The organism is Pseudomonas sp. 8BK (assembly GCF_902506475.1).
Classification (GTDB): Bacteria; Pseudomonadota; Gammaproteobacteria; order Pseudomonadales; family Pseudomonadaceae; genus Aquipseudomonas; species Aquipseudomonas anguilliseptica.
In genome coordinates this window covers 1,127,234-1,145,901 of sequence record NZ_LR733252.1, presented here as the reverse complement: position 1 = coordinate 1,145,901, position 18,668 = coordinate 1,127,234, and the positions used below count along the sequence as shown (strand labels likewise).

Annotated in this window: 15 protein-coding genes; 8 read left to right on the top strand and 7 right to left on the bottom strand. The window is 61.5% G+C overall.

Annotation, left to right across the window (positions count from 1 at the left end):
- Positions 1-10 precede the first annotated feature (10 nt).
- From ACIN8IBEIGE_RS05185 to dibA, 6 genes are read right to left on the bottom strand one after another with little or no spacing between them, the layout of a single operon-like run.
- Complete coding sequence (locus tag ACIN8IBEIGE_RS05185; protein ID WP_160013717.1) at positions 11-466, bottom strand: GNAT family N-acetyltransferase; 456 nt, start codon at positions 464-466, stop codon at positions 11-13.
- A gap of 8 nt (positions 467-474) precedes the next feature.
- Positions 475-2,127, bottom strand: a complete 1,653-nt coding sequence (locus ACIN8IBEIGE_RS05180) for a diguanylate cyclase (protein ID WP_160013716.1) — start codon at positions 2,125-2,127, stop codon at positions 475-477.
- A complete protein-coding gene (locus ACIN8IBEIGE_RS05175; protein ID WP_160013715.1) occupies positions 2,120-2,506 on the bottom strand; it encodes a response regulator in 387 nt (128 codons plus the stop codon). The genes ACIN8IBEIGE_RS05180 and ACIN8IBEIGE_RS05175 overlap by 8 nt, the downstream gene beginning before the upstream one ends.
- On the bottom strand, positions 2,499-6,980 hold the full coding sequence (locus ACIN8IBEIGE_RS05170; protein WP_256665037.1) for a PAS domain S-box protein: 4,482 nt from the start codon (positions 6,978-6,980) through the stop codon (positions 2,499-2,501). The genes ACIN8IBEIGE_RS05175 and ACIN8IBEIGE_RS05170 overlap by 8 nt, the downstream gene beginning before the upstream one ends.
- A gap of 40 nt (positions 6,981-7,020) precedes the next feature.
- Positions 7,021-8,154, bottom strand: a complete 1,134-nt coding sequence (locus ACIN8IBEIGE_RS05165; RefSeq protein ID WP_160013714.1) for an HDOD domain-containing protein — start codon at positions 8,152-8,154, stop codon at positions 7,021-7,023.
- Positions 8,155-8,164: 10 nt separating this feature from the next.
- Positions 8,165-10,453, bottom strand: coding sequence for a phosphodiesterase DibA (dibA, locus tag ACIN8IBEIGE_RS05160; RefSeq protein ID WP_160013713.1), 2,289 nt, complete (start codon positions 10,451-10,453; stop codon positions 8,165-8,167).
- A 168-nt stretch (positions 10,454-10,621) separates the two neighbouring features.
- Between dibA and desA the strand changes: the two genes are divergently transcribed.
- Positions 10,622-11,809 (top strand): delta-9 fatty acid desaturase DesA, encoded by a 1,188-nt coding sequence (desA, locus tag ACIN8IBEIGE_RS05155; protein ID WP_160013712.1) that lies wholly within the window; start codon positions 10,622-10,624, stop codon positions 11,807-11,809.
- Between the two features lie 161 nt (positions 11,810-11,970).
- On the top strand, positions 11,971-12,942 hold the full coding sequence (locus ACIN8IBEIGE_RS05150; protein ID WP_160013711.1) for a sensor domain-containing diguanylate cyclase: 972 nt from the start codon (positions 11,971-11,973) through the stop codon (positions 12,940-12,942).
- Positions 12,943-13,020: 78 nt separating this feature from the next.
- On the opposite strand, the gene ACIN8IBEIGE_RS05145 is transcribed toward ACIN8IBEIGE_RS05150, so the two are convergent.
- Positions 13,021-13,188 (bottom strand): hypothetical protein, encoded by a 168-nt coding sequence (locus ACIN8IBEIGE_RS05145; RefSeq protein WP_160013710.1) that lies wholly within the window; start codon positions 13,186-13,188, stop codon positions 13,021-13,023.
- A 230-nt stretch (positions 13,189-13,418) separates the two neighbouring features.
- Between ACIN8IBEIGE_RS05145 and ACIN8IBEIGE_RS05140 the strand changes: the two genes are divergently transcribed.
- From ACIN8IBEIGE_RS05140 to ACIN8IBEIGE_RS05115, 6 genes are all read left to right on the top strand, one after another.
- On the top strand, positions 13,419-14,681 hold the full coding sequence (locus ACIN8IBEIGE_RS05140; RefSeq protein ID WP_160013709.1) for an OprD family porin: 1,263 nt from the start codon (positions 13,419-13,421) through the stop codon (positions 14,679-14,681).
- A gap of 177 nt (positions 14,682-14,858) precedes the next feature.
- Positions 14,859-15,185, top strand: a complete 327-nt coding sequence (locus ACIN8IBEIGE_RS05135) for a helix-turn-helix transcriptional regulator (protein ID WP_090379987.1) — start codon at positions 14,859-14,861, stop codon at positions 15,183-15,185.
- Positions 15,182-15,613: a YeeE/YedE family protein gene (locus ACIN8IBEIGE_RS05130; protein WP_160013708.1), complete on the top strand. Its 432-nt coding sequence runs from the start codon at positions 15,182-15,184 to the stop codon at positions 15,611-15,613. Before ACIN8IBEIGE_RS05135 ends, ACIN8IBEIGE_RS05130 begins: the two co-directional genes overlap by 4 nt.
- A 2-nt stretch (positions 15,614-15,615) precedes the next feature.
- Positions 15,616-16,032 carry a DUF6691 family protein gene (locus ACIN8IBEIGE_RS05125; RefSeq protein ID WP_160013707.1) on the top strand — a complete coding sequence of 139 codons (417 nt, stop codon included), beginning with the start codon at positions 15,616-15,618 and terminating at the stop codon, positions 16,030-16,032.
- Between the two features lie 38 nt (positions 16,033-16,070).
- Complete coding sequence (locus ACIN8IBEIGE_RS05120) at positions 16,071-16,934, top strand: MBL fold metallo-hydrolase (protein WP_160013706.1); 864 nt, start codon at positions 16,071-16,073, stop codon at positions 16,932-16,934.
- Positions 16,924-18,645: a SulP family inorganic anion transporter gene (locus ACIN8IBEIGE_RS05115; RefSeq protein ID WP_160013705.1), complete on the top strand. Its 1,722-nt coding sequence runs from the start codon at positions 16,924-16,926 to the stop codon at positions 18,643-18,645. Before ACIN8IBEIGE_RS05120 ends, ACIN8IBEIGE_RS05115 begins: the two co-directional genes overlap by 11 nt.
- Positions 18,646-18,668: the final 23 nt, after the last annotated feature.

The following is an 18,668-nucleotide window of genomic DNA, read 5'->3' as shown; positions in this document are numbered from 1 at the left end:
GACACCTGAACTAGCCGAAGTCGATAGCCAGACGCAGGCGATCCCTATGCTGCAGGCCCTGTTCGAATAGTGGCTCGGGGTAGTGTTGCAGGAAGTAATCCGGTTCGACCGCGTACACTCGAAGGCCGGCTCGCTGGTAGAAGGTCAGCTGGTGGCCGAAGCTGCCGGTGGCGACTTCCAGGCGTGTAGCGCCCAACTGCCTGGCGCTGTGCAGAGCATGTTGCAGCAGCTGTGTGCCGATGCCCAGGGCCTGGCAGTTCGGTGCGACGGCGATATTCATCAGCTCCAGCGTGCCGAGGCTGCGCGCCTGCAGCACATAGGCGCCGACAGTCACGCCATTCTGTTGCGCGTGGTAGCAATGGCCGGTTGCCAGGTAGGCCTGTACATGCGGCAGATGCGGATCGGCTTCCAGCAGCAGGTCCATGGGTAGCTGCGCGGCGTCGCAGGCGCGAATATCCAGGCTCATGGTCAGCTTCAGCGCACCTGATTGCGGCCGTTGTGTTTGGCCTCGTACAACGCGCGGTCGGCCTTATCCAGCAGGTCGTCGGCACTCGCCGGGGCGTCTTCGGTGGAGGCGATGCCAGCGCTCAGGGTGACCGAGAACTGCTGGCCATGGGCGATAAAGTGCAACTCGGCAAAGCGCTGGCGGATTTCATCGAGAATACGCAGCGCCTGGTCGGACGGGCAGTCCGGCAGTACCACGAGGAATTCTTCGCCACCGTAGCGGCCCAGGCTGTCGATGCGCCTCAGGCGTTGGCGCAGCAGGTTGGCCAGGGCGCGAATCACGTTGTCACCGGCGGCATGGCCGTAGCTGTCGTTGACCTTCTTGAAGAAGTCGATATCCAGCATCGCCACGCTGGCCGGTTTGCCGCTGCGCTGCGCGCGCTCCAGTTCGACCGCTGCCTGCTCCTTGATATCGGCGTGCTTGAGCAGCCCGGTGAGGCTGTCGCGCGCCAGCGCATTGCTCAGCAGGCGCGCGCGCTGGGCGCGGGAGAACACGGCGGCGACCAGGGCATTGTCGGAAATCGGTTTGGTGACGAAGTCATCGCCGGCCTTGATCAGTGCGTTCATCTGCCGGTTGATATCGGTTTCTGCCGACAGGTAGATGATCGGCACGCGCAGCCAGTCGTCGTTCATGCGGATGATCTGCGCCAGCTCTGGGCCGGTGCAACCGGGCATGCTGACGTCCAGCAGGACTACCTCGGGGTTAAAGCTGCGCATGCTGGCGAAGATGTCGGCGGGCTCGTGAAGCATCTCCACCAGCATATTGGCGCCGCGCAGAATCAGGCTGAAACGGCTGGCCAGCTCGAGGTCGTCGTCGATGATCAGCACCCGATACGGCTCGCCCTGTTGCTGGGCGAAGCAGCGCTCCAGGCGGTTCTCCAGTTGCGGAATGTCCACCGGCTTGGTGAAAAAGCCCATGGCGCCAACACGCACGGCTTCCAGGTAGGTGGCGAAATCGTCCTGGGTGGTGATCACCAGCAGCGGCAGCGGTTCGTCCAGGCGCTGTTGCAGACTGGCGGCATATCCCAGGCCGGTGAGGCTTTCGTCGGGCAGGTTAACGTCGACGATCAGCGCATCGGGCAGTTGCTCTTGCAGCGCGGCGTCGAGCTCGCTGATGCGGCTGAAGTGCTCGGCGTGATAGCCGAAATTGTTCAGCGTCAGGCGCATGTTTTCGCCAATCGACAACTGGTCTTCGAGGATATAGATGCGCCGCGCGCTGCTGTTCGGCCGCGGCGGCTTGACCGTGCGGGTAGCGGTTTCCTGACTACGTTCGGCCTGAAACTGTTGGCGTGCGAGTTGCTGCAGGCTGCGGCTGAAGTCCTGCAGGCTCTGTTGTTCCTGCTGCAGGGTTTCCAGCCACTGATCGGCTTCCAGTTCCAGCTCGCGGGCGCGCTGGCCGAGGCTGCTGAAGCCGAAGGTGCCAGCGGCGCCGGCCAGCTTGTGCAATTGGTCGCGCAGGCTTTGCAGGTGCTGCAGCTGCTCCTGCGGGTCGGCGGCGTGCAACAGGCGTTCGGCGTTCTGTGCGAGGGCGGGCAGTTCTACCTGCAGGCGCACGGCGAAGGCATTGCTCAACTGCTGCAGATGTTGCTGCAGTTCATCGGCGGTGTTTTTGCCTTTACTCATGGGCCAGGCTCCAGATCTTGCGCACCTGCGCGGCCAGCTGCATGGGGTCGAAGGGTTTGATGATCACATCGCGGGCGCCGAGGCTGCGGTAATGGGCGATTTCCGTCGGTTGCACCTTGGCGGTCATAAAGGCCACTGGCACCTGGTTGATGTCGATCAGCTGGGCGATCTGCGCCAGGGTTTGCGGGCCGTCCATGTCCGGCATCATCACATCCAGCAGGATAAAGTCCGGAGCAAAGCCCTGCAGTTGATCCAGCGCGTCCCGACCGGATGAGCAGCTGAGCACCTGAAAGCCGCCCACCGCTTCGAGCGCCAGCTTGGCTACGGCCTGGATCGATGGATCGTCTTCCACGTGCAGGATGCGTTGCAACTCAGGCATGCCGATTTTCCTCGGGGCTGGCGGGCGATTCGGGCGTCGTCTCTAGGGCCAGGGTAGCCAGTTCGAACCAGAAAGTCGCGCCGTGACCGGGGCTGGAGTGGAAACCGATCTTTCCGCCTATGCGTTCGATGATTTCCTTGCTGATCGCCAGGCCCAGGCCGGTGCCGCCTTTCTGCCGGGTATCGGTGGCGTCGGCCTGGGAGAATTTGCTGAAAATCCGCGCCTGGAAATTTTCCGGCACACCGGGGCCGTGGTCGGTCACGCTGACGCGGACAAGCGCGTCGTGTTGCTCTACTCGCACTTCCACGGTCTGCCCCTGGGGCGAGAACTTCGCCGCATTTGACAGCAGGTTGGCCAGTACCTGGGCCAGACGCAGTTTGTCGACGCGCACGCGGGCCTGGGTCGGCGGGCCTTGTAGCTGCAGTTGCACCTGGTAGTGGCTGGCGTATGGCTGGTTTTCTTCGATGGCCTGTTCCAATAGTGGTTGCAGCGCCTCATCGTGCAGCTCGAAGAGCATCTTGCCGGCCACCAGCTTTTCCATATCGAGCAGGTCGTTGATCAGCAGGTTGAGGCGTTGGCTGTTGTCCTGGGCGATCTGCAGCATCTGCTGAATAGCCTCAGGTACTTCGCCCAGCGCGCCACCATTGATCAGGCCAAGCGAGCCTGAGATGGCGGTGAGCGGGGTGCGCAGTTCGTGGCTGACGGTGGAAACGAATTCGTTTTTCATTCGCTCGATGCGTTTGCGCTCTTCGATATCCCGGATTACCGCGATAAAACGCCGCTCGCCCTGGTGGCTGATCTGCGAGATGGCCAGCTCGATGGCGAACGTCTCGCCATTGCTGCGCATGGCGGTCAGTTCGATGTCCTTGCCGAGCATCTGCTGGATGCCGGTTTTCAGGAAGTGGCTGAGGTAGCGTGCGCGCATCGAGCGTTGTGGTTCGGGCAACAGCAAGGTCGCGCGGTGCCCGGACACCTCCAGGTGGCTGTAGCCGAAGATGCGCTCGGCAGCGTGGTTGAAGGTTTCGATATAGCCCTGCTGATCGATGGTGATAATCGCGTCGAGCACGTTGTCGAGCAGGGCGCGCAGGTAGTCCTCGCGTTCCCTAATGGCCATTTCTGAAGCGATACGCTCGTTGAAGTCCTGAATCTGCACCACGAAGTGCACCGGCCTATCGTCGCTGTCGCGTACCAGCGATACGCTCATCAGTACCCAGATGATCCGCCTCTGGCTGTCCAGGTAGCGCTTCTCCATCTGGTAGGTGCTGATCTCGCCGGCCAGCAGCTCTTCAATATGCTGCAGGTCGGCTTCCAGGTCGTCGGGGTGGGTGATCTGCTGGAAGTCGCTGCACAGTAACTGCTCGCGGCTGTAGCCGAGCATTTCACAGAGTTGATCATTAACTTCCAGCCACTGCCCTTGCAGCGAGACCAGAGCCATGCCCTGAGGCGCCAGGCTGAACGCGTTGCTGAAGCGCTGCTGGCTAAGGCGCAGCTGATCTTCCACTGCCTTGCGGTCGCTGATGTCCCAGATAAAGCCGGAAATCCATTGCAGTTCGCCGTGGCTGTCGTATTCGCCGCGGCCCTTTTCCCGTACCCAGACGCTATGGCCGTTGGCATGCAGCAGGCGGTAGGTCAGCTCGAAGGATTCCTGGCGCTCGATAGCAGCTACTGCGCGGTAGGTAATGGGCAGGTCGTCGGGATGCACCACGCTGGAAAAGCTGCGTACGCGGTTGTTGATAAAATCGCTGGCCGGGTAGCCGCTGAGCGCTTGAATTTCTTCACTGAGGTAGCTCATCGACCAGTCGGCATCGTTGCGGCAGCGGTACACCGCGCCTGGCAGACTGCTGACCAGGCCACGGAAACGACTTTCGCTTTTTTGCAGGGCGCGGGTGGTCTGCTGCAGGTCGTTGATGTCGCTGGCGATGCCCAGATAACCGGTGATCACCCCTTCGGCATTCCGCATGGCGCTGACGGTGAGGTTGACGATGCGTTGCTCGCCGTTTTTGCGCCGGTAGGTCCACTGGCGGGTTTCCGGCTCGCCCAGGTCGGGGAGGCGAGTAAACACCGCAAAACCGCTGACTTCAGTGCCGAACTGATGACTTAGTTGCTGACCACGCTCCTGTATTTCCTCGGCCAAGTGGAACAGCGCCGGGCTGTGCCGACCGATCACTTCTGCGCTGCGATAACCCAGCAGGCGTTCGGCGCCGGAATTGAACAGGGTGATCAGGCCGTCGCAGTCGCTGGTGATGATCGCCACGCCGGTGGCCGAGTCGAGCACCGCTTGCAGGAAGCGGCGTGCCTCTCGCGTCTGCTCTTCATGGCGCATGCGCTCCAGGGTGGCGCCGACCCAGCGGGCGAACAGGCGTATGAATTCTTCGTCGGCATCGTCAAATGCTGTGCTGCGCACTTCGCTTGAGGCAAAGCACAGGGTGCCGAAGCGCTTGCCAGCGACCCAGATGCTGGTGCCGATATAGCTTTCCAGGGCGAACAGTGGGTAGCAGGGGTGAGCGGCATGTTCGCTTTGGCCCATGGCTGCAATGGCCAGCACATCGTTGCTGCGCAGGGTGATGCTGCAATAGGTGTCGCCGAGGGTAAAGCACTGGCCGTCCTGCAGGGTATCGGGCGGCGACACCTGCACCCTGACCTGGTAGGTGTCCGCGTCGATCTGACTGATGATGCCGATCGGCATGCCATAGAACTCGGCGCCCAACTGCAGGGCTTGGCGCAGTTGCTCGTGGGTGCTCAGTTTCGGCAGTGCGGCAATCTCGTTGAGCGCGCGCAGGGCTGCCTGCTGGCGCTGCATGCGCTGCTGGGTCTGCGTGCGCTGGGTATCGCGACGCAAGGCTTCAAGTAACTGGCCGAGGGTGGTCAGCAGCGGTTGCAGTTGGGCGGCGAACTGTTCGTCGTAGCCGCCTGCGCGATTGGCCAGGCCGAGCATGCCGCGCAGCTCGCCGTTGGCGTGAATGGGCAGGCCGACAAACGCCTGCAAGGGCGGATGCCCCGGCGGCAGACCGGCGCTGTGCGGGTGATTGCCTGGGTCGTTGCTGATCAGCATCTGACCGCTGCGGATCACCTGGCCGAACAGGGTGTCGAGGTTGCGAAATTCCAGGCCCTGCGGCGCATGGGCGGCATAGAAGGCGCGGCTTTGTGCGTCCCAGGCGATATTGCTGATGGCGAAGGTGCGCAGAAAAGGTGCTCCGGCCTCGTCATGGCGGATTTCCCCGACAAAGCCGAACTGACTGGCGCTGACCTCGAGAATCCGCCCGAGCAGTGTGTCGAAAGCCTCGCGCTGGTTGTCCGCGTTGATATAGGCCGCCTGGGTCTGGGTAATCAATGCCAGCAACTGGCGCGACTCTTCGGATTGCTGGTGCTTGTTTTGCAGCTCGGCGTGGTGGCGGCGCATGACCAGTTGGCTGCTGTGCCTTGTGGCCTGCAACAGCAACAGCAAGAGCATTTCCGCGGCGAGCCAGGCCAGCAGCCACTTGATTACCAGCCAGCGCTTGTCGCGCTGGTGCAGGTTGTACAGCGCGGTGACATCGCGCCAGGTCAGCGCCAGTAGCGGGCTGTCGATAATGGCAGGATCAGCCTGGTAGCCGTTCAAATACACCTGGTTGAGCAGGTAGGTGCGGCCTTGATCGTCGAGTAGCTTGAAGGTATTGCCTGCCTCGGGGTCTGGCAGGCGATGTTGTGCTTGCCAGCGCTGCACCTGAACCTGGGAATAACCTGCCAGGTGCCATTGATTGCGCTTTGTAACCGGTGCGCGCAAAGTTTCACCGCTACTGCCTGGCGCCCGTAGTTGGCGCTTGATCAGTAAGGCCACCCCTGCATCCAGTTCGCGATCCAGTTGTTGCAGGTTGCTCAGCACATCCAGGCTCACCTCCAGCGCGCCGACACTCAGCAGGCCTGCTGGGCTTTCCACCTGCAGGGGCACGATGGCGCGCATGCTCAGGTTGTCGCCACTGGTCGCCAGGCCTGCAGTTGCCACCCCATAGTTCAGGCTGTCGAGCAGCATGGGTCGCTGTGCAGCAGGGAAGTCAGCAAACCACTGCGGTTTATGCACCCGCAGCAGCACCTCGGCTGTAGGCGCCAGATGCACATACAGGGCGAATGGGCGGATGCCTTGCAGGTTGCGCCAGCGCGGGGCGATGCGGGTGTACAGCTGGTTGCGGATGGCACTCAGGCTGTGTGTGTCTGTCGGATCATTGCTTTGCAGCGCATAGGCCTGGCGCACCAGCTCGACCAGCCAGGAGTCGGCGGCAATAGTTTCGGCCAGCAGCTGCGCCTGTTGCTGCAGCTCCTGCTGGCTGTTGCGCAGGGTCAGGCTTTGCAGTTCATGCTGCTTGGCGATTTGCAGGTTCCACAGGGTTTCCCGCTCATTCAGGGCAAAGCCGCCGAGCACGCTGAAAAACAGCGCCAGGCCCAGGCTGCCGAGGCCGACGATCCAGTGGATGGTGTTGGGTTTGAATGGCTTAAGCATCCATCCGCTCCATCGCCTGGCTAGGCATGCAGAACGTCACTCAGCTCAGCCCCGCCAGTCGGCGCAGGCGCGCCAGCTCAGGGTCATCAGGTGCGCTGTTGAGTTCGCAGGCGGCCAGGCGCATGAGGATGTTCTCGCGTTTGACGTTGTTGGTCGGCAGGTTGTAGCACGCGCCGATCAGCTCGCGCAGCTGCATTGGCAAGTGCCATTGGGCCTTGATGCTGATGGCAAAAGGGCTGCTGAACTGATCGAGTGCCTGCATAACCTGGGCCTCGCTAAAGCTTTGCCCGCTGTCCTGCCACACCTGCGCCAGATACAGCACACAAAGCTCGCCCATGCGATGCAACAGGGCGGCGGTATGGAAGGGGGCAGGGTCCATGGCGCACTGGCGGGCGAGGTGGGTGCTGCGTTCGATCAGCTGTTCGGTACTGTCCAGGTGCGCCTGGGCAAACAGGCGCAGCAGGGCGTTATCCAGCGCGCTGCATTGGCGTAGAGCCAGGCCCAGCGCCAGGTTGAGGCTGTTGATCGCGCCGAGTTTGTGCAGCGCCTCAAGTAGATTGGTGCAGGGTTTTCCGACTTGGTTGTAGGCACTGCTGTTGGCAACGGCGAGCAGGCGCGCGCTAAGTGCTGGGTCGTGCTGCCACTCGCTGGCCAGCTCGCGCAGGTCGATCTGTTCGCCCTTGAAGCTTTGCAGCAGACGATCACGTACATGTGCCTTGAGTGGTAATTGCAAGGCGCTGCTGGGCAGGCTACGCAGGTGGTCGAGCAGGTCGTGCTGGATGTTGCTGGCCTGGGACGGCTGCTCGTCGTTGTCTGCGGGTAGTAGGGTTGCCAGGCTGGCGGCGACATGCGCGGCCTGGAAGGGTTTGCTGATAAAGGCGCTGATTTTCAGGGCACGCACGGCCAGTACGCTGGCGCGGTCGGAGCGGCCGGTAATCACCACCAGTGGCGTGCTGCTGTTGTCACGGCGTACCTGCTCGAGCAGTCGGGTGCCGGGGCCATCCGGCAGGTTCCAGTCGCAGATGACCATGTCGGCCGGGCGCTGCTGCCATTCGCGCAGGGCCGCGCTGACGTTGTCCAGGCATACCACCTGGCAGCAGGGGCGCAGGCTGAGGACGATCTGTTTGAGCAGATCGGCAATCCAGCTGTCGTCTTCCAGAATCATGATCCGCATACGGGGTGCCTTAGTTCGTGGTTGCGGCGTTTAGAGCCAAGTGTGTGGTCAGCTGCTCTGCAGGTTGCGGACGGCCGAAATAATAGCCCTGGGCGTGGTCGCAGCCGAGTTGCTGGAGCAGTTCGACCTGTTCGAGCTGTTCAATTCCTTCTGCCAGCACCTTGAGGCCCATGCTGTGGCCGAGGGCGATCACCGCGCGGGTGATGGCTATATCATCCTGATCATGCGGCAGGCCGCTGACAAAGCTCTGGTCGAGTTTGAGTTTGTGTACCGGCAGACGCTTGAGGCGCGCCAGGGAGCTGTAGCCGGTGCCGAAGTCATCGATGGCCAGGCGGATACCGAGGGCGCGCAGGCGTTCGAGCAAGGCCAGCGCTGCGTCGGGGTTTTCCATCACCGCGCTTTCGGTGACTTCCAGCTCCAGGTGCGCCGGGGCGAGGCCGGTATCGCGCAGCACCTCGGCCACCCGCAGGTCGAGCTCACCACGGCTGAACAGACGGCTGGAGACATTCACCGCGACAAACCTCAGCTTATGTCCGGCGATTTGCCAGGCGACCATCTGCCGGCAACTCTGTTCCAGCACCCAGGCGTCGATGGCGCCGATCAATCCGGTTTCTTCGGCAATCGGGATAAATTCGCCAGGCGCCACCAGCCCGCGTTGCGGATGCTGCCAGCGCACCAGGGCTTCGACGCCGATCATCTCTTGGCTGCGCAGGCAGATCAGTGGCTGGTAATGGACGCGCAGTTCCTGATGATCCAGGGCATGGCGCAGGGCGCTGGCCAGCTCGACGCGTTGGCGCGCGTGTTCGGTCAGTTCCTGGCTGTAGAAGGCATAGCTTTCGCGGCCGCTGTTTTTTGCCTTGAACAGCGCGGAGTCTGCGTTGCGCAGTACTTGGCCAACATCACTGGCCTCTCTGGGGTACAGGCTGATGCCGATACTGGCGGTGATAAACAGCTCCTGCTGGTTGGTTTTGAAGGGCTGGATCAGGCAGGCCTGTAGACGCTGGGCAATCACTGCCGCCTGTTCGGCGCTGCTGCAGCTTTCATCGAGCAGGCCAAACTCGTCGCCGCCCAGGCGCGCGAGCGTCATGCGTTTGCCGAGCTGTTGGCTAAGGCGCTCGCCGACGTCCTTGAGCAGCAAATCGCCGATGGTGTGGCCGAGGCTTTCGTTGATGTGCTTGAAGTGGTCGAGGTCGATCAACAGCACCGCACCACTCAGCTCATCGTGCTTGGCACGTTCGAGGGCGCGTTCGACACGTTCGGTGAACAGCAGGCGGTTGGGCAGGTTGCTTAACGGGTCGTGATGCGCCAGGTAATCCAGCTCGCGTTGTGAGCGTTTTAGCGCGCTGATATCGGAGAACACCGCGACGTAGTGGCTGATTTCGCCCAGTTCATCGTGGATCACCCGGATGCATTGCCACTGCGGGTAAATCTCGCCGCTCTTGCGCCGGTTCCACACCTCGCCACTCCAGGCTCCGCGGCTTTGCAGGGCATTCCACAGACTTTCATAGAAGCCTTTATCGTGCCGCCCGGATTTCAGCATGCTCGGTGACTGGCCGAGAATCTCTTCCTGGCTGTAACCGGTGATGCGACTAAAGGCCGGGTTGCAGTGGACGATGCGCTGCTGCGCATCGGTGACCAGTACACCTTCCTGGGTGGCATCGAATACTGCTGCCGCCTGGCGCAGGCTGTCTTCGTCCTTGCGCCGCTGGGTGATGTCGCTGGCGGTACCGATCAGGCGTTCGGCCTGGTCGTGATCGTCGAGCAATAGGCGGCCACGTGACTGAATCCAGCGGTAGCTGCCGTCCTCATGCCGCAGGCGATAGTTGACCTCGTAAGGCGCCGGGTTGCGCGCGGCCAGGCGCTGCTCCAGGTTGCTGTCGAAACTGGCGCGGTCATCGGCGTGCAGGCGTTGCAGCCAGTGTTGTGGGTCTGTGCCCAGGGCGTCGGGAGGCAGGCCGAGCAGAGCCGCATAACCAGGGGAGAAATACAGCGTCTGGGTCTGCAGATCCCAGTCCCATATACCGTCTTTGGCCGCTTCCAGTGCCTGATGCAGGCGCTTCTCGCTGCGCTGCAAGGCTTGATGCGTCTGGCGCTGCTGCGCGTGGTGGGTGCGCAGCACGGCGTACAGCAGGCCTGCGGTAAGCAGCACAAACGCCAGCCCCTTGAACAGTTGCGCGCGTTCCAGTTGCGGCAGCGACAGGCCGAGGGCGACCAGCAAGCCGTCGCTGAATAGCACCCAGAGAACAGCGGCCAGCATATAGCTGAGAGTCAGGCGCCAAGCGCCTTGTGGTGCATTCATGGGGTTTAAGTCAGTCCTTTGTCTAAGACCGGCAGTATAGATGCTGATAAGGGGGCGGCATTCTTATGCAAAAGACCAACTGGTTTTCTGATCCTGGTCAGGGATAATGGCTGGCGACGTGTGCTAACAATGAGCGGCGTCTTTCCTTCTGCACGAGGCACACGATCCATGTGGTACAACGGTTTTCTTGACCTGTCGATCTGGCAGTTGATCGCGGTCACCCTGCTGATGACGCACGTGACCATCGTCAGCGTCACGGTCTATCTGCATCGCTACTCGGCGCACCGCGCTCTCGAATTGCACCCGGCGCTGAAACACTTCTTCCGCTTCTGGCTGTGGCTGACCACGGCGCAGAACACTCGCGAGTGGACCGCGATTCACCGTAAGCACCATGCCAAATGCGAAACCGTCGATGACCCGCACAGCCCGGTGATCAAGGGCCTGAGCACCGTACTGCGCAAGGGTGCGGAGCTGTACCGCGAAGAAGCGCAGAACCCGGAAACCCTGCGCATCTACGGCAAGAACTGCCCCGAAGACTGGATCGAGCGCAACCTCTACTCGCGCTTCCCTGTTGGCGGCGTGGCGCTTATGGGGGCCATCGACCTGGCCCTGTTTGGCGCTGCCGGCATCACCATCTGGGCAATCCAGATGATGTGGATTCCGGTGTGGGCGGCGGGCGTGATCAACGGTCTCGGCCATGCTGTCGGCTATCGCAACTTCGAGTGCCGCGATGCGGCGACCAATCTGCTGCCCTGGGGCATCCTGATCGGCGGCGAAGAGCTGCATAACAACCACCACACCTACCCGAACTCGGCCAAGCTGTCGGTGAAGAAGTGGGAATTCGACATGGGCTGGTTCTGGATCAAGCTGTTCAGCCTGTTCGGTCTGGCTCAGGTGCAGCGTGTTGCACCCATCGCCCATCGCGTCGAAGGCAAGCGCAGCCTGGACATGGACACCGCCATGGCCATTCTCAACAACCGTTTCCAGATCATGGCGCAGTACCGCAAGCTGGTGATTGCACCACTGGTGCAGCAGGAGCTGGCCAAGGCCGATGCCTCGGTGCGCCATCATTTCCATCGCGCCAAGCGTTTGTTGTCGCGTGAGCCGAGCCTGCTCGATGAAGGCCACCAGGCGCGTATCCAGCGCATGCTGGAGCAGAGCCAGGCGCTCAAGGTGATTTACGAGAAGCGCCTGGCCCTGCAGCAGATCTGGGTGAAAACCAGCGCCAATGGCCACGACATGCTTGAGGCCATCAAGCACTGGGTCAGTGATGCCGAAGCCAGCGGTATTCAGTCGCTGCGCGAGTTTGCCGAGCAGCTGAAAACCTACTCGTTGCGTCCAGCAGGGGCCATCTAACGCCTGCGCTGTTGCTCAAGCCCGCCACTCGGCGGGCTTTTGCTATCTGAGTTGCGCCTGGCGGTTGTCGCGGCGTGATGATGCAAGTGCCTCCCGCCCCTTGTTTATTTCTGGCGTATGCTTCAGCCATTGCCCGGTAACTGAGTGCAATGGCGATGGCTATGGATGAAGTCAGCAGGCAGCAGCTCGAACAGGAAGAATTGACCCTGGCGCTGTTGCATACCCGCGCCGAGGTGGCGCGCCTGCAGGAGCGCGAGCAGTTGTTCAGCACCTTGCTGGGCAGCGTCAATGCAGTGCTCTGGGCGTTTGATTGGGATGCCAAGCGAGTGATTTACGTCAGCCCAGCCTACGAGCGGGTTTTCGGGCGCTCCGCCGCGCTGCTGCTGGCAGGTTATGAAGAGTGGCGCAGCAGCATCTACCCCGATGACCTGGATTACGCCGCCGAAAGCTTTGCCCAGGTGCTGGAAACCGGTGCGGTCGAAGCCCGCGAATACCGCATCATCCGTGGCGACGGCCAACTGCGCTGGCTTAGCGACAAGTGTTTTGTCAGCCGCGAAAGCTCGCCGGGCAAGCCGCATATCATCGTCGGCATCGCCGAAGACATCACCGAGAAGAAGCAGCTGGAAGGCGAGTTACACCGCCTGGCCACCACCGATGTGCTGACCCAGAGTAGTAACCGTCGGCACTTCTTCGAATGCGCCCAGCGCGAGTTCGAGCAAGCCCGTGAATATGGCAGCCCGTTGGCCTTTCTGCTGCTCGACCTCGACGATTTCAAGCAGATCAATGATCGTTATGGCCACCAGATGGGCGATCAGGTGTTGCAGCGTCTGGCCTACAGCGGTGCTACCACCTTGCGCCGGGGGGATCTGTTCGGGCGCATCGGCGGTGAGGAATTTGCGGCGCTGTTTCCACGCTGCGAGCCGGAACTGGCCGAGCAGATTGCCGAGCGTCTGCAGCGCGAGGCGCGCCGCCTGAGTTTCAGTCACGAGGGCAGCACTTTCGGCGTGACCCTGAGCCAGGGCCTGACCAGCCTGCGCCCTGAAGATGCCAGCCTGGATGCTCTGTATGCACGCGCCGATGCCGCGATGTACCGAGCCAAACGCCAGGGCAAAAATCAGATCGTGGTGGATTGATCACGCACGGGCATGCCGTGGGTTTGGGGTGCTGGCGATAACCCGCCTTTTGGCTTTTTGCTATCGGCAAAAAACCGCTTATTGCTTCTTTGTCAGGCCTGCAAAGACCTCGTCATAAATTTGTAAAACCTTGTAATAGATGCATCGGCGAGCTGTTTTGGGCAGCTGGCACAGTATCTGCGTAGGGCTCAGCGCATAACGGCCGGGATGATCGGCCGACAATAAAAATGAAGAGACCTGCGCCATGATTTTTACCTGTCCGCTGCTATGTCCTCATTTCCCAGCTCGCGCTGACTGCCTTCACGCGATCACCTGATTTCGCTTATTGCACGGCCGGCCCTGGCTGCGGCAGCTGTTCGCCTGCCCGGTGTCTGGCCCTGCAATAACTCCCCGAATTCGGTGCGCGCCTGCCGCTTCATAGGCTGAAGACAGTACCCGCGCCGATGTGCAACCCACACACAACTGGAGAACACATAATGAGAAAGACCTCCCTGGCCCTGGCCGTTGCTGCCAGTACCCTGGGCTTGTCCCTGAGCCAAGTCGCCCATGCCGACTTTATTGGCGACAGCAAAGCCAGCCTCGAAGCGCGTAACTTCTACTACAACCGCGACTTCCGTGAAGACGCGGGTCCGCACAAGTCCGAAGAGTGGGCTCAAGGTTTTATCCTGCGCGCTGAGTCGGGCTTCACCGAAGGCACCGTCGGTTTCGGTCTCGACGCCATCGGCATGCTCGGCTTCAAGCTGGACTCGGGAGATGGCACTGCAGGTAGTGGTCTGCTGGTTCCGGATCGTTCGTCCAAGGGCTCCCAAGACAACTACTCCGGTCTGGCTGTAGCGGCCAAGGCCAAGGTTTCCAAAAGCACTCTGCGCGTCGGCCAGATGCAGTTCAAGAACCAGGCGATCGCCTCCAGCGATAGCCGCCTGCTGCCGCAAATTTTCCGCGGCGGTAACCTGGTATCCCAGGAAATTGATGGTCTGACCCTGGATGCGGGTTACCTTGATGAGGTCAACAACCGCAACTCGCAAGACTACGAAGACATGACCCTGAATACCTACTCCTTGAGCGGTATCCAAATCAAGGGTGGTGCCGTCAACCAGTCCAACGAGTTCGTCTTTGCTGGCGGTAACTACAAACTCACCAAGGATCTGACGGCGGGTTATTACTATTCCAATCTGGAAGACCTGTACAAACAGCATTCCTTCAATCTGGTGCATGTACTGCCGCTGGGCGACAAGCAGAGCCTGAAGACCGACGTGCGCTATGCTCGCTCCACCGATGACGGCCTGAGCAATGTCGATAACAAGGCATTCGGCGCGATGGTGACCTATGCCCTGAGCGGTCATAAATTTGGCCTCGGCTACCAGAAGATGAGTGGTGACACCGGTTTCGCCTATGTCGGTGGTACTGATCCGTTCCTGGTCAACTACGTGCAGATTGGCAACTTCGCTGCCAAGGACGAGAAGTCCTACCAAGCGCGTTATGACTTCGACTTTGCTTCTGTTGGCGTGCCTGGTTTGACCTTTATGACGCGCTTCCTGTCGGGCGACAACATCGACCGCGGTCGCAACGTTTCTGAGGGTAAAGAGCGTGAGCGCAACACCGAGCTGATGTACGTATTCCAAGAAGGCGCCCTGAAGAACCTGGGTGTGCGCTGGCGTAATGCGACCATGCGCAACAACTTTGGTCGCGACCTCGACGAAAACCGTCTGATCGTCAGCTACACCCTGCCACTGCTCTGATTGTGGCGGTTTCAGGCTGAGCTGTTGCATCCAGCCCAGCCTGAGTAGCAAACCAAACCCGGACTCTGTTCCGGGTTTTTTATTGCCTGCGATTGACCTCTGTGCGGTGACTGGGCGGTGCTTGCTATTCAATATACAAAAGAATAGATTGTTTTTATCTTAATTGAGCCGCTTGCCATGACGCTTGAACACCCTCCGCTCGATATCCAGCAACTGCGCGCCAATGCCGATGCGGCGGGGCAGTTGCTCAAGGCCCTGGGCAATCCGGATCGGCTGCTATTGCTGTGTCAGCTCTCTCAGGGCGAACGCAATGTCAGCGAGCTGGAAACCCTGCTGGGTATTCAGCAGCCGACGCTGTCGCAGCAGCTGGCGGTGCTGCGCCGTGAAGGGCTGGTGGCGACCCGTCGTGAGGGTAAGCAGATCTATTACTGCATCAGCAGCCCGGCGGCGCTGGCGGTGATCAACACCCTGTATCAGCTGTTCTGCGCCGGTGAGCAACGATGAGTATCGATTGGTACAACTTCACGCCCTGGAGCGCCCTGGCGGGTGGCGCATTGATCGGCCTGGCCGCCAGTCTGTTCGTTGTGATGAATGGCCGGGTGGCCGGTATCAGCGGCCTGCTCGGCAGTGTGTTGGAGCGCGGTGAAGGCTGGGGCGAGAAGGGCCTGTTTCTGCTGGGCGTGCTGCTCGCGCCGCTGCTCTGGCAGCTGTTTAGTCGCCTGCCCGAGATTCAGATTGACAGCGGCTGGCTGGCGCTGACGGTTGCCGGTCTGCTGGTCGGTGTCGGCACCCGCTATGGCGCGGGCTGCACCAGCGGTCATGGCGTCTGTGGTTTGTCACGGCTGTCACTACGCTCTCTGGCGGCCACCTTGAGTTTTATGGCCGCCGGTTTCGTTACGGTGTTTGTCCTGCGTCATCTGCTGGGGTCTTGAGCATGCGCAAACTATTGGCCTTTCTCGCCGGTGTGACCTTTGGCATCGGCCTGCTTAGCGCCGGCATGGCCAACCCGACCAAGGTGCTGGCGTTTCTCGATCTGGCAGGCGCCTGGGACCCATCGCTGGCCCTGGTGATGGTGGCGGCGATTGGCGTGGCATTTCTGCCGTTCAATTGGGCGCGCGCGCAGCGCAGCAGTCTGCTCGGTGCGCCGATGCAGTTGCCGGGCAAGCGTAAGCTGGATCGGCGGTTGATCGGTGGCAGCCTGTTGTTCGGTATCGGCTGGGGGATTGCCGGCATCTGTCCGGGGCCGGCCGTGGCGCTTCTGCTCACCGGGCGCTGGCAGGTGCTGCTGTTCATGGCGGCCATGCTGGCGGGCATGGTTGTGTTTGCTGCGCTGGAACGCCGGCGCGGGTAATTGATGATCGGAATATCACTTTCACAGCAGGAGCTGCCATGTCACCGTTGATTCAGGCCTTTTTCGACCCTGCCACCTCGACCTACAGCTATGTCGTCAGTGACCCGGCCACCGCGCAGTGCGCCATTATCGATTCGGTGCTGGATTACGATGCGGCGGCCGGGCGCACCGCTACCACCAGTGCCGACCGTCTGATCACCTACGTGCGCGAGCAGGGCCTGAGCGTGCAATGGTTGCTGGAGACCCATGTGCATGCCGATCACCTGTCTGCTGCGCCCTATCTCAAGGCTGTCTTGGGTGGGCAATTGGCAATCGGTGAGCAGATCCGCGTGGTGCAGAACACCTTCGGCCAGTTGTTCAATGCTGGTAGCGAATTCGCCGTTGATGGCCGCCAGTTCGATCAGTTGTTCCGCGATGAACAGGTGTTTCAGCTCGGCTCGCTAAATGCCCGCGCCCTGCATACCCCTGGGCATACCCCAGCCTGTATGACTTACCTGATCGGCGATGCGGCGTTTGTCGGCGACACCCTGTTTATGCCGGATTACGGCACCGCGCGCTGCGACTTTCCCGGTGGCGATGCGCGGGCGTTGTACCGTTCGATTAGCCGGCTGTTTGCCCTGCCCGATAGTACCCAATTGTTCATGTGCCACGATTACCTGGCGCCGGGGCGTGAGCAGCATCGCTACCAGAGCACCGTAGCCGAGCAGCGCGCGCATAACGTGCATGTGCACCAGGGCGTCGACGAGGAGGCCTTTGTCGCCATGCGCCAGACCCGCGATGCCAGCCTGAGCATGCCGGCGCTGATACTGCCCTCGGTGCAGGTGAATATGCGTGCGGGCCATCTGCCGCCCGCCGAAGACAATGGTGTGCGTTACCTCAAGGTGCCGCTGAATGTTTTCTAGGTGGACGCTGCTGACTACCTTGCGTCGTTACGACCGCGATCAGGCTGGCCGCGATCTGCTCGCCGCCTGCCTGGTCTGTCTGCTGCTGGTGCCACAGGCGTTGGCCTATGCGCAGCTGGCCGGGTTGCCGGCGGTGGCGGGGTTATACGCGAGCATTCTGCCGCTGGTGGTGTATGCCTTGATCGGCGCCAGTCCGGGCGTGGCACTGTCGTTCGGCCCGGTGGCGGTGCTCTCGCTGATGACTGCCGCGGCCTTGGCCCCGGTGGCGGCCGCCGGTACTGCGGCGTATCTGGCCGCGGCCACCACCTTGACCCTGTTGGTCGGCGTGTTACTGCTGCTGATGGGGCTGCTGCGGATGGGCTTTGTCGCCAACTTTCTCAGCCATCCGGTGATTTCCGGCTTTGTCAGCGGCTCGGCGCTGCTGATTGCGGTTAGCCAGTTCAAACATTTACTCGGGATCTCCGCAGACGGGCTGACCCTGCCGCAGGTGTTGCCCGCGCTGTATGCGCAGCTGCCGGCGCTGCACCTGCCAACGCTGCTGTTGGGGCTGGGCAGCCTGGCGCTGCTGCTGGTGCTGCGTAACCTGGGCATGTTCGGTATGCCTGAGGCACTGGCGCTGCGTATCAGGCAGTTGAGTGCGTTGCTGCTGATGCTGTTGGCGATGGCCCTGGGCGCGGCGCTGCAGCTGGAAGTTTATGGCGTGCGGGTGGTTGGCACGGTGGCCGCGGGTCTACCGCCACTGGAGCTGCCTGGCCTGGAGCTGGGCTTGCTGCGCGAGTTGCTGCCGGCGGCCGTGTTGATTGCCCTGGTGGGGTTTGTCGAGTCGGTGTCCATCGCCCAGAGTCAGGCGATGCGCAAGCGCCAGTCGATTAGCCCTGATCAGGAATTGCTCGGCCAGGGTGCAGCCAACATCGCTGCCGCCTGCAGTGGCGGTATGCCGGTCGCCGCAAGTTTTTCGCGCTCGGCGCTGGCGTTGCAAAGCAATGTAGCCACGCCGTTGGTCGGCATATTTGCTGCCGGCTTGATGCTGGCGGCGGTTCTGGGGCTGGCGCCGTTGCTGCAGCACCTGCCACAAGCAGTGTTGGCCGCGAGCATTATTGTCGCGGTAGTGGGGCTGATTGATGTATCCGGCCTGCGCCGCACCTGGCGCTACTCGCCGCAGGAAGGCATGGCGCAGCTGGCAACGCTGGTCGGCGTGCTGTTGTACGGTGTTGAGGCAGGCATTCTGCTCGGTGTAAGTCTGTCGCTACTGTTGTTTCTCTGGCGTACCAGCCGGCCGCATATGGCGGTGGTCGGCCAGCTGCCCGGCAGCGAGCACTTTCGCAATGTCGAGCGCTATCAGGTCGTGGAAAGCCCCAGCGTGCTGTCGCTGCGGGTCGATGAAAGCCTGTACTTCCCCAATGCGCGGTTTTTGGAAGAGCGTATCGGCGCGCTGATCGCCAAACGTTCAAACGTGCGCCATCTGGTGCTGATGTGCTCTGGAGTCAACCAGATTGATGCCAGCGCCCTGGATACTCTGGAAGCTATTGGCGAGCGCTTGCACAGCGCTGGCGTGCAGCTGCACCTGGCAGAAGTGAAGGGGCCGGTGATGGATCGGCTGCAGCGTTCGGATTTTCTGCAACGCTTTGGCGGGCAGGTATTTGTCAGCCAGTACCAGGCTTTGCGCACGCTGGATGAAGAAAGTACGGCGCGGGCTATGCGAGTGCAGTGAATCTGAGCTAAACGTTAAGCACC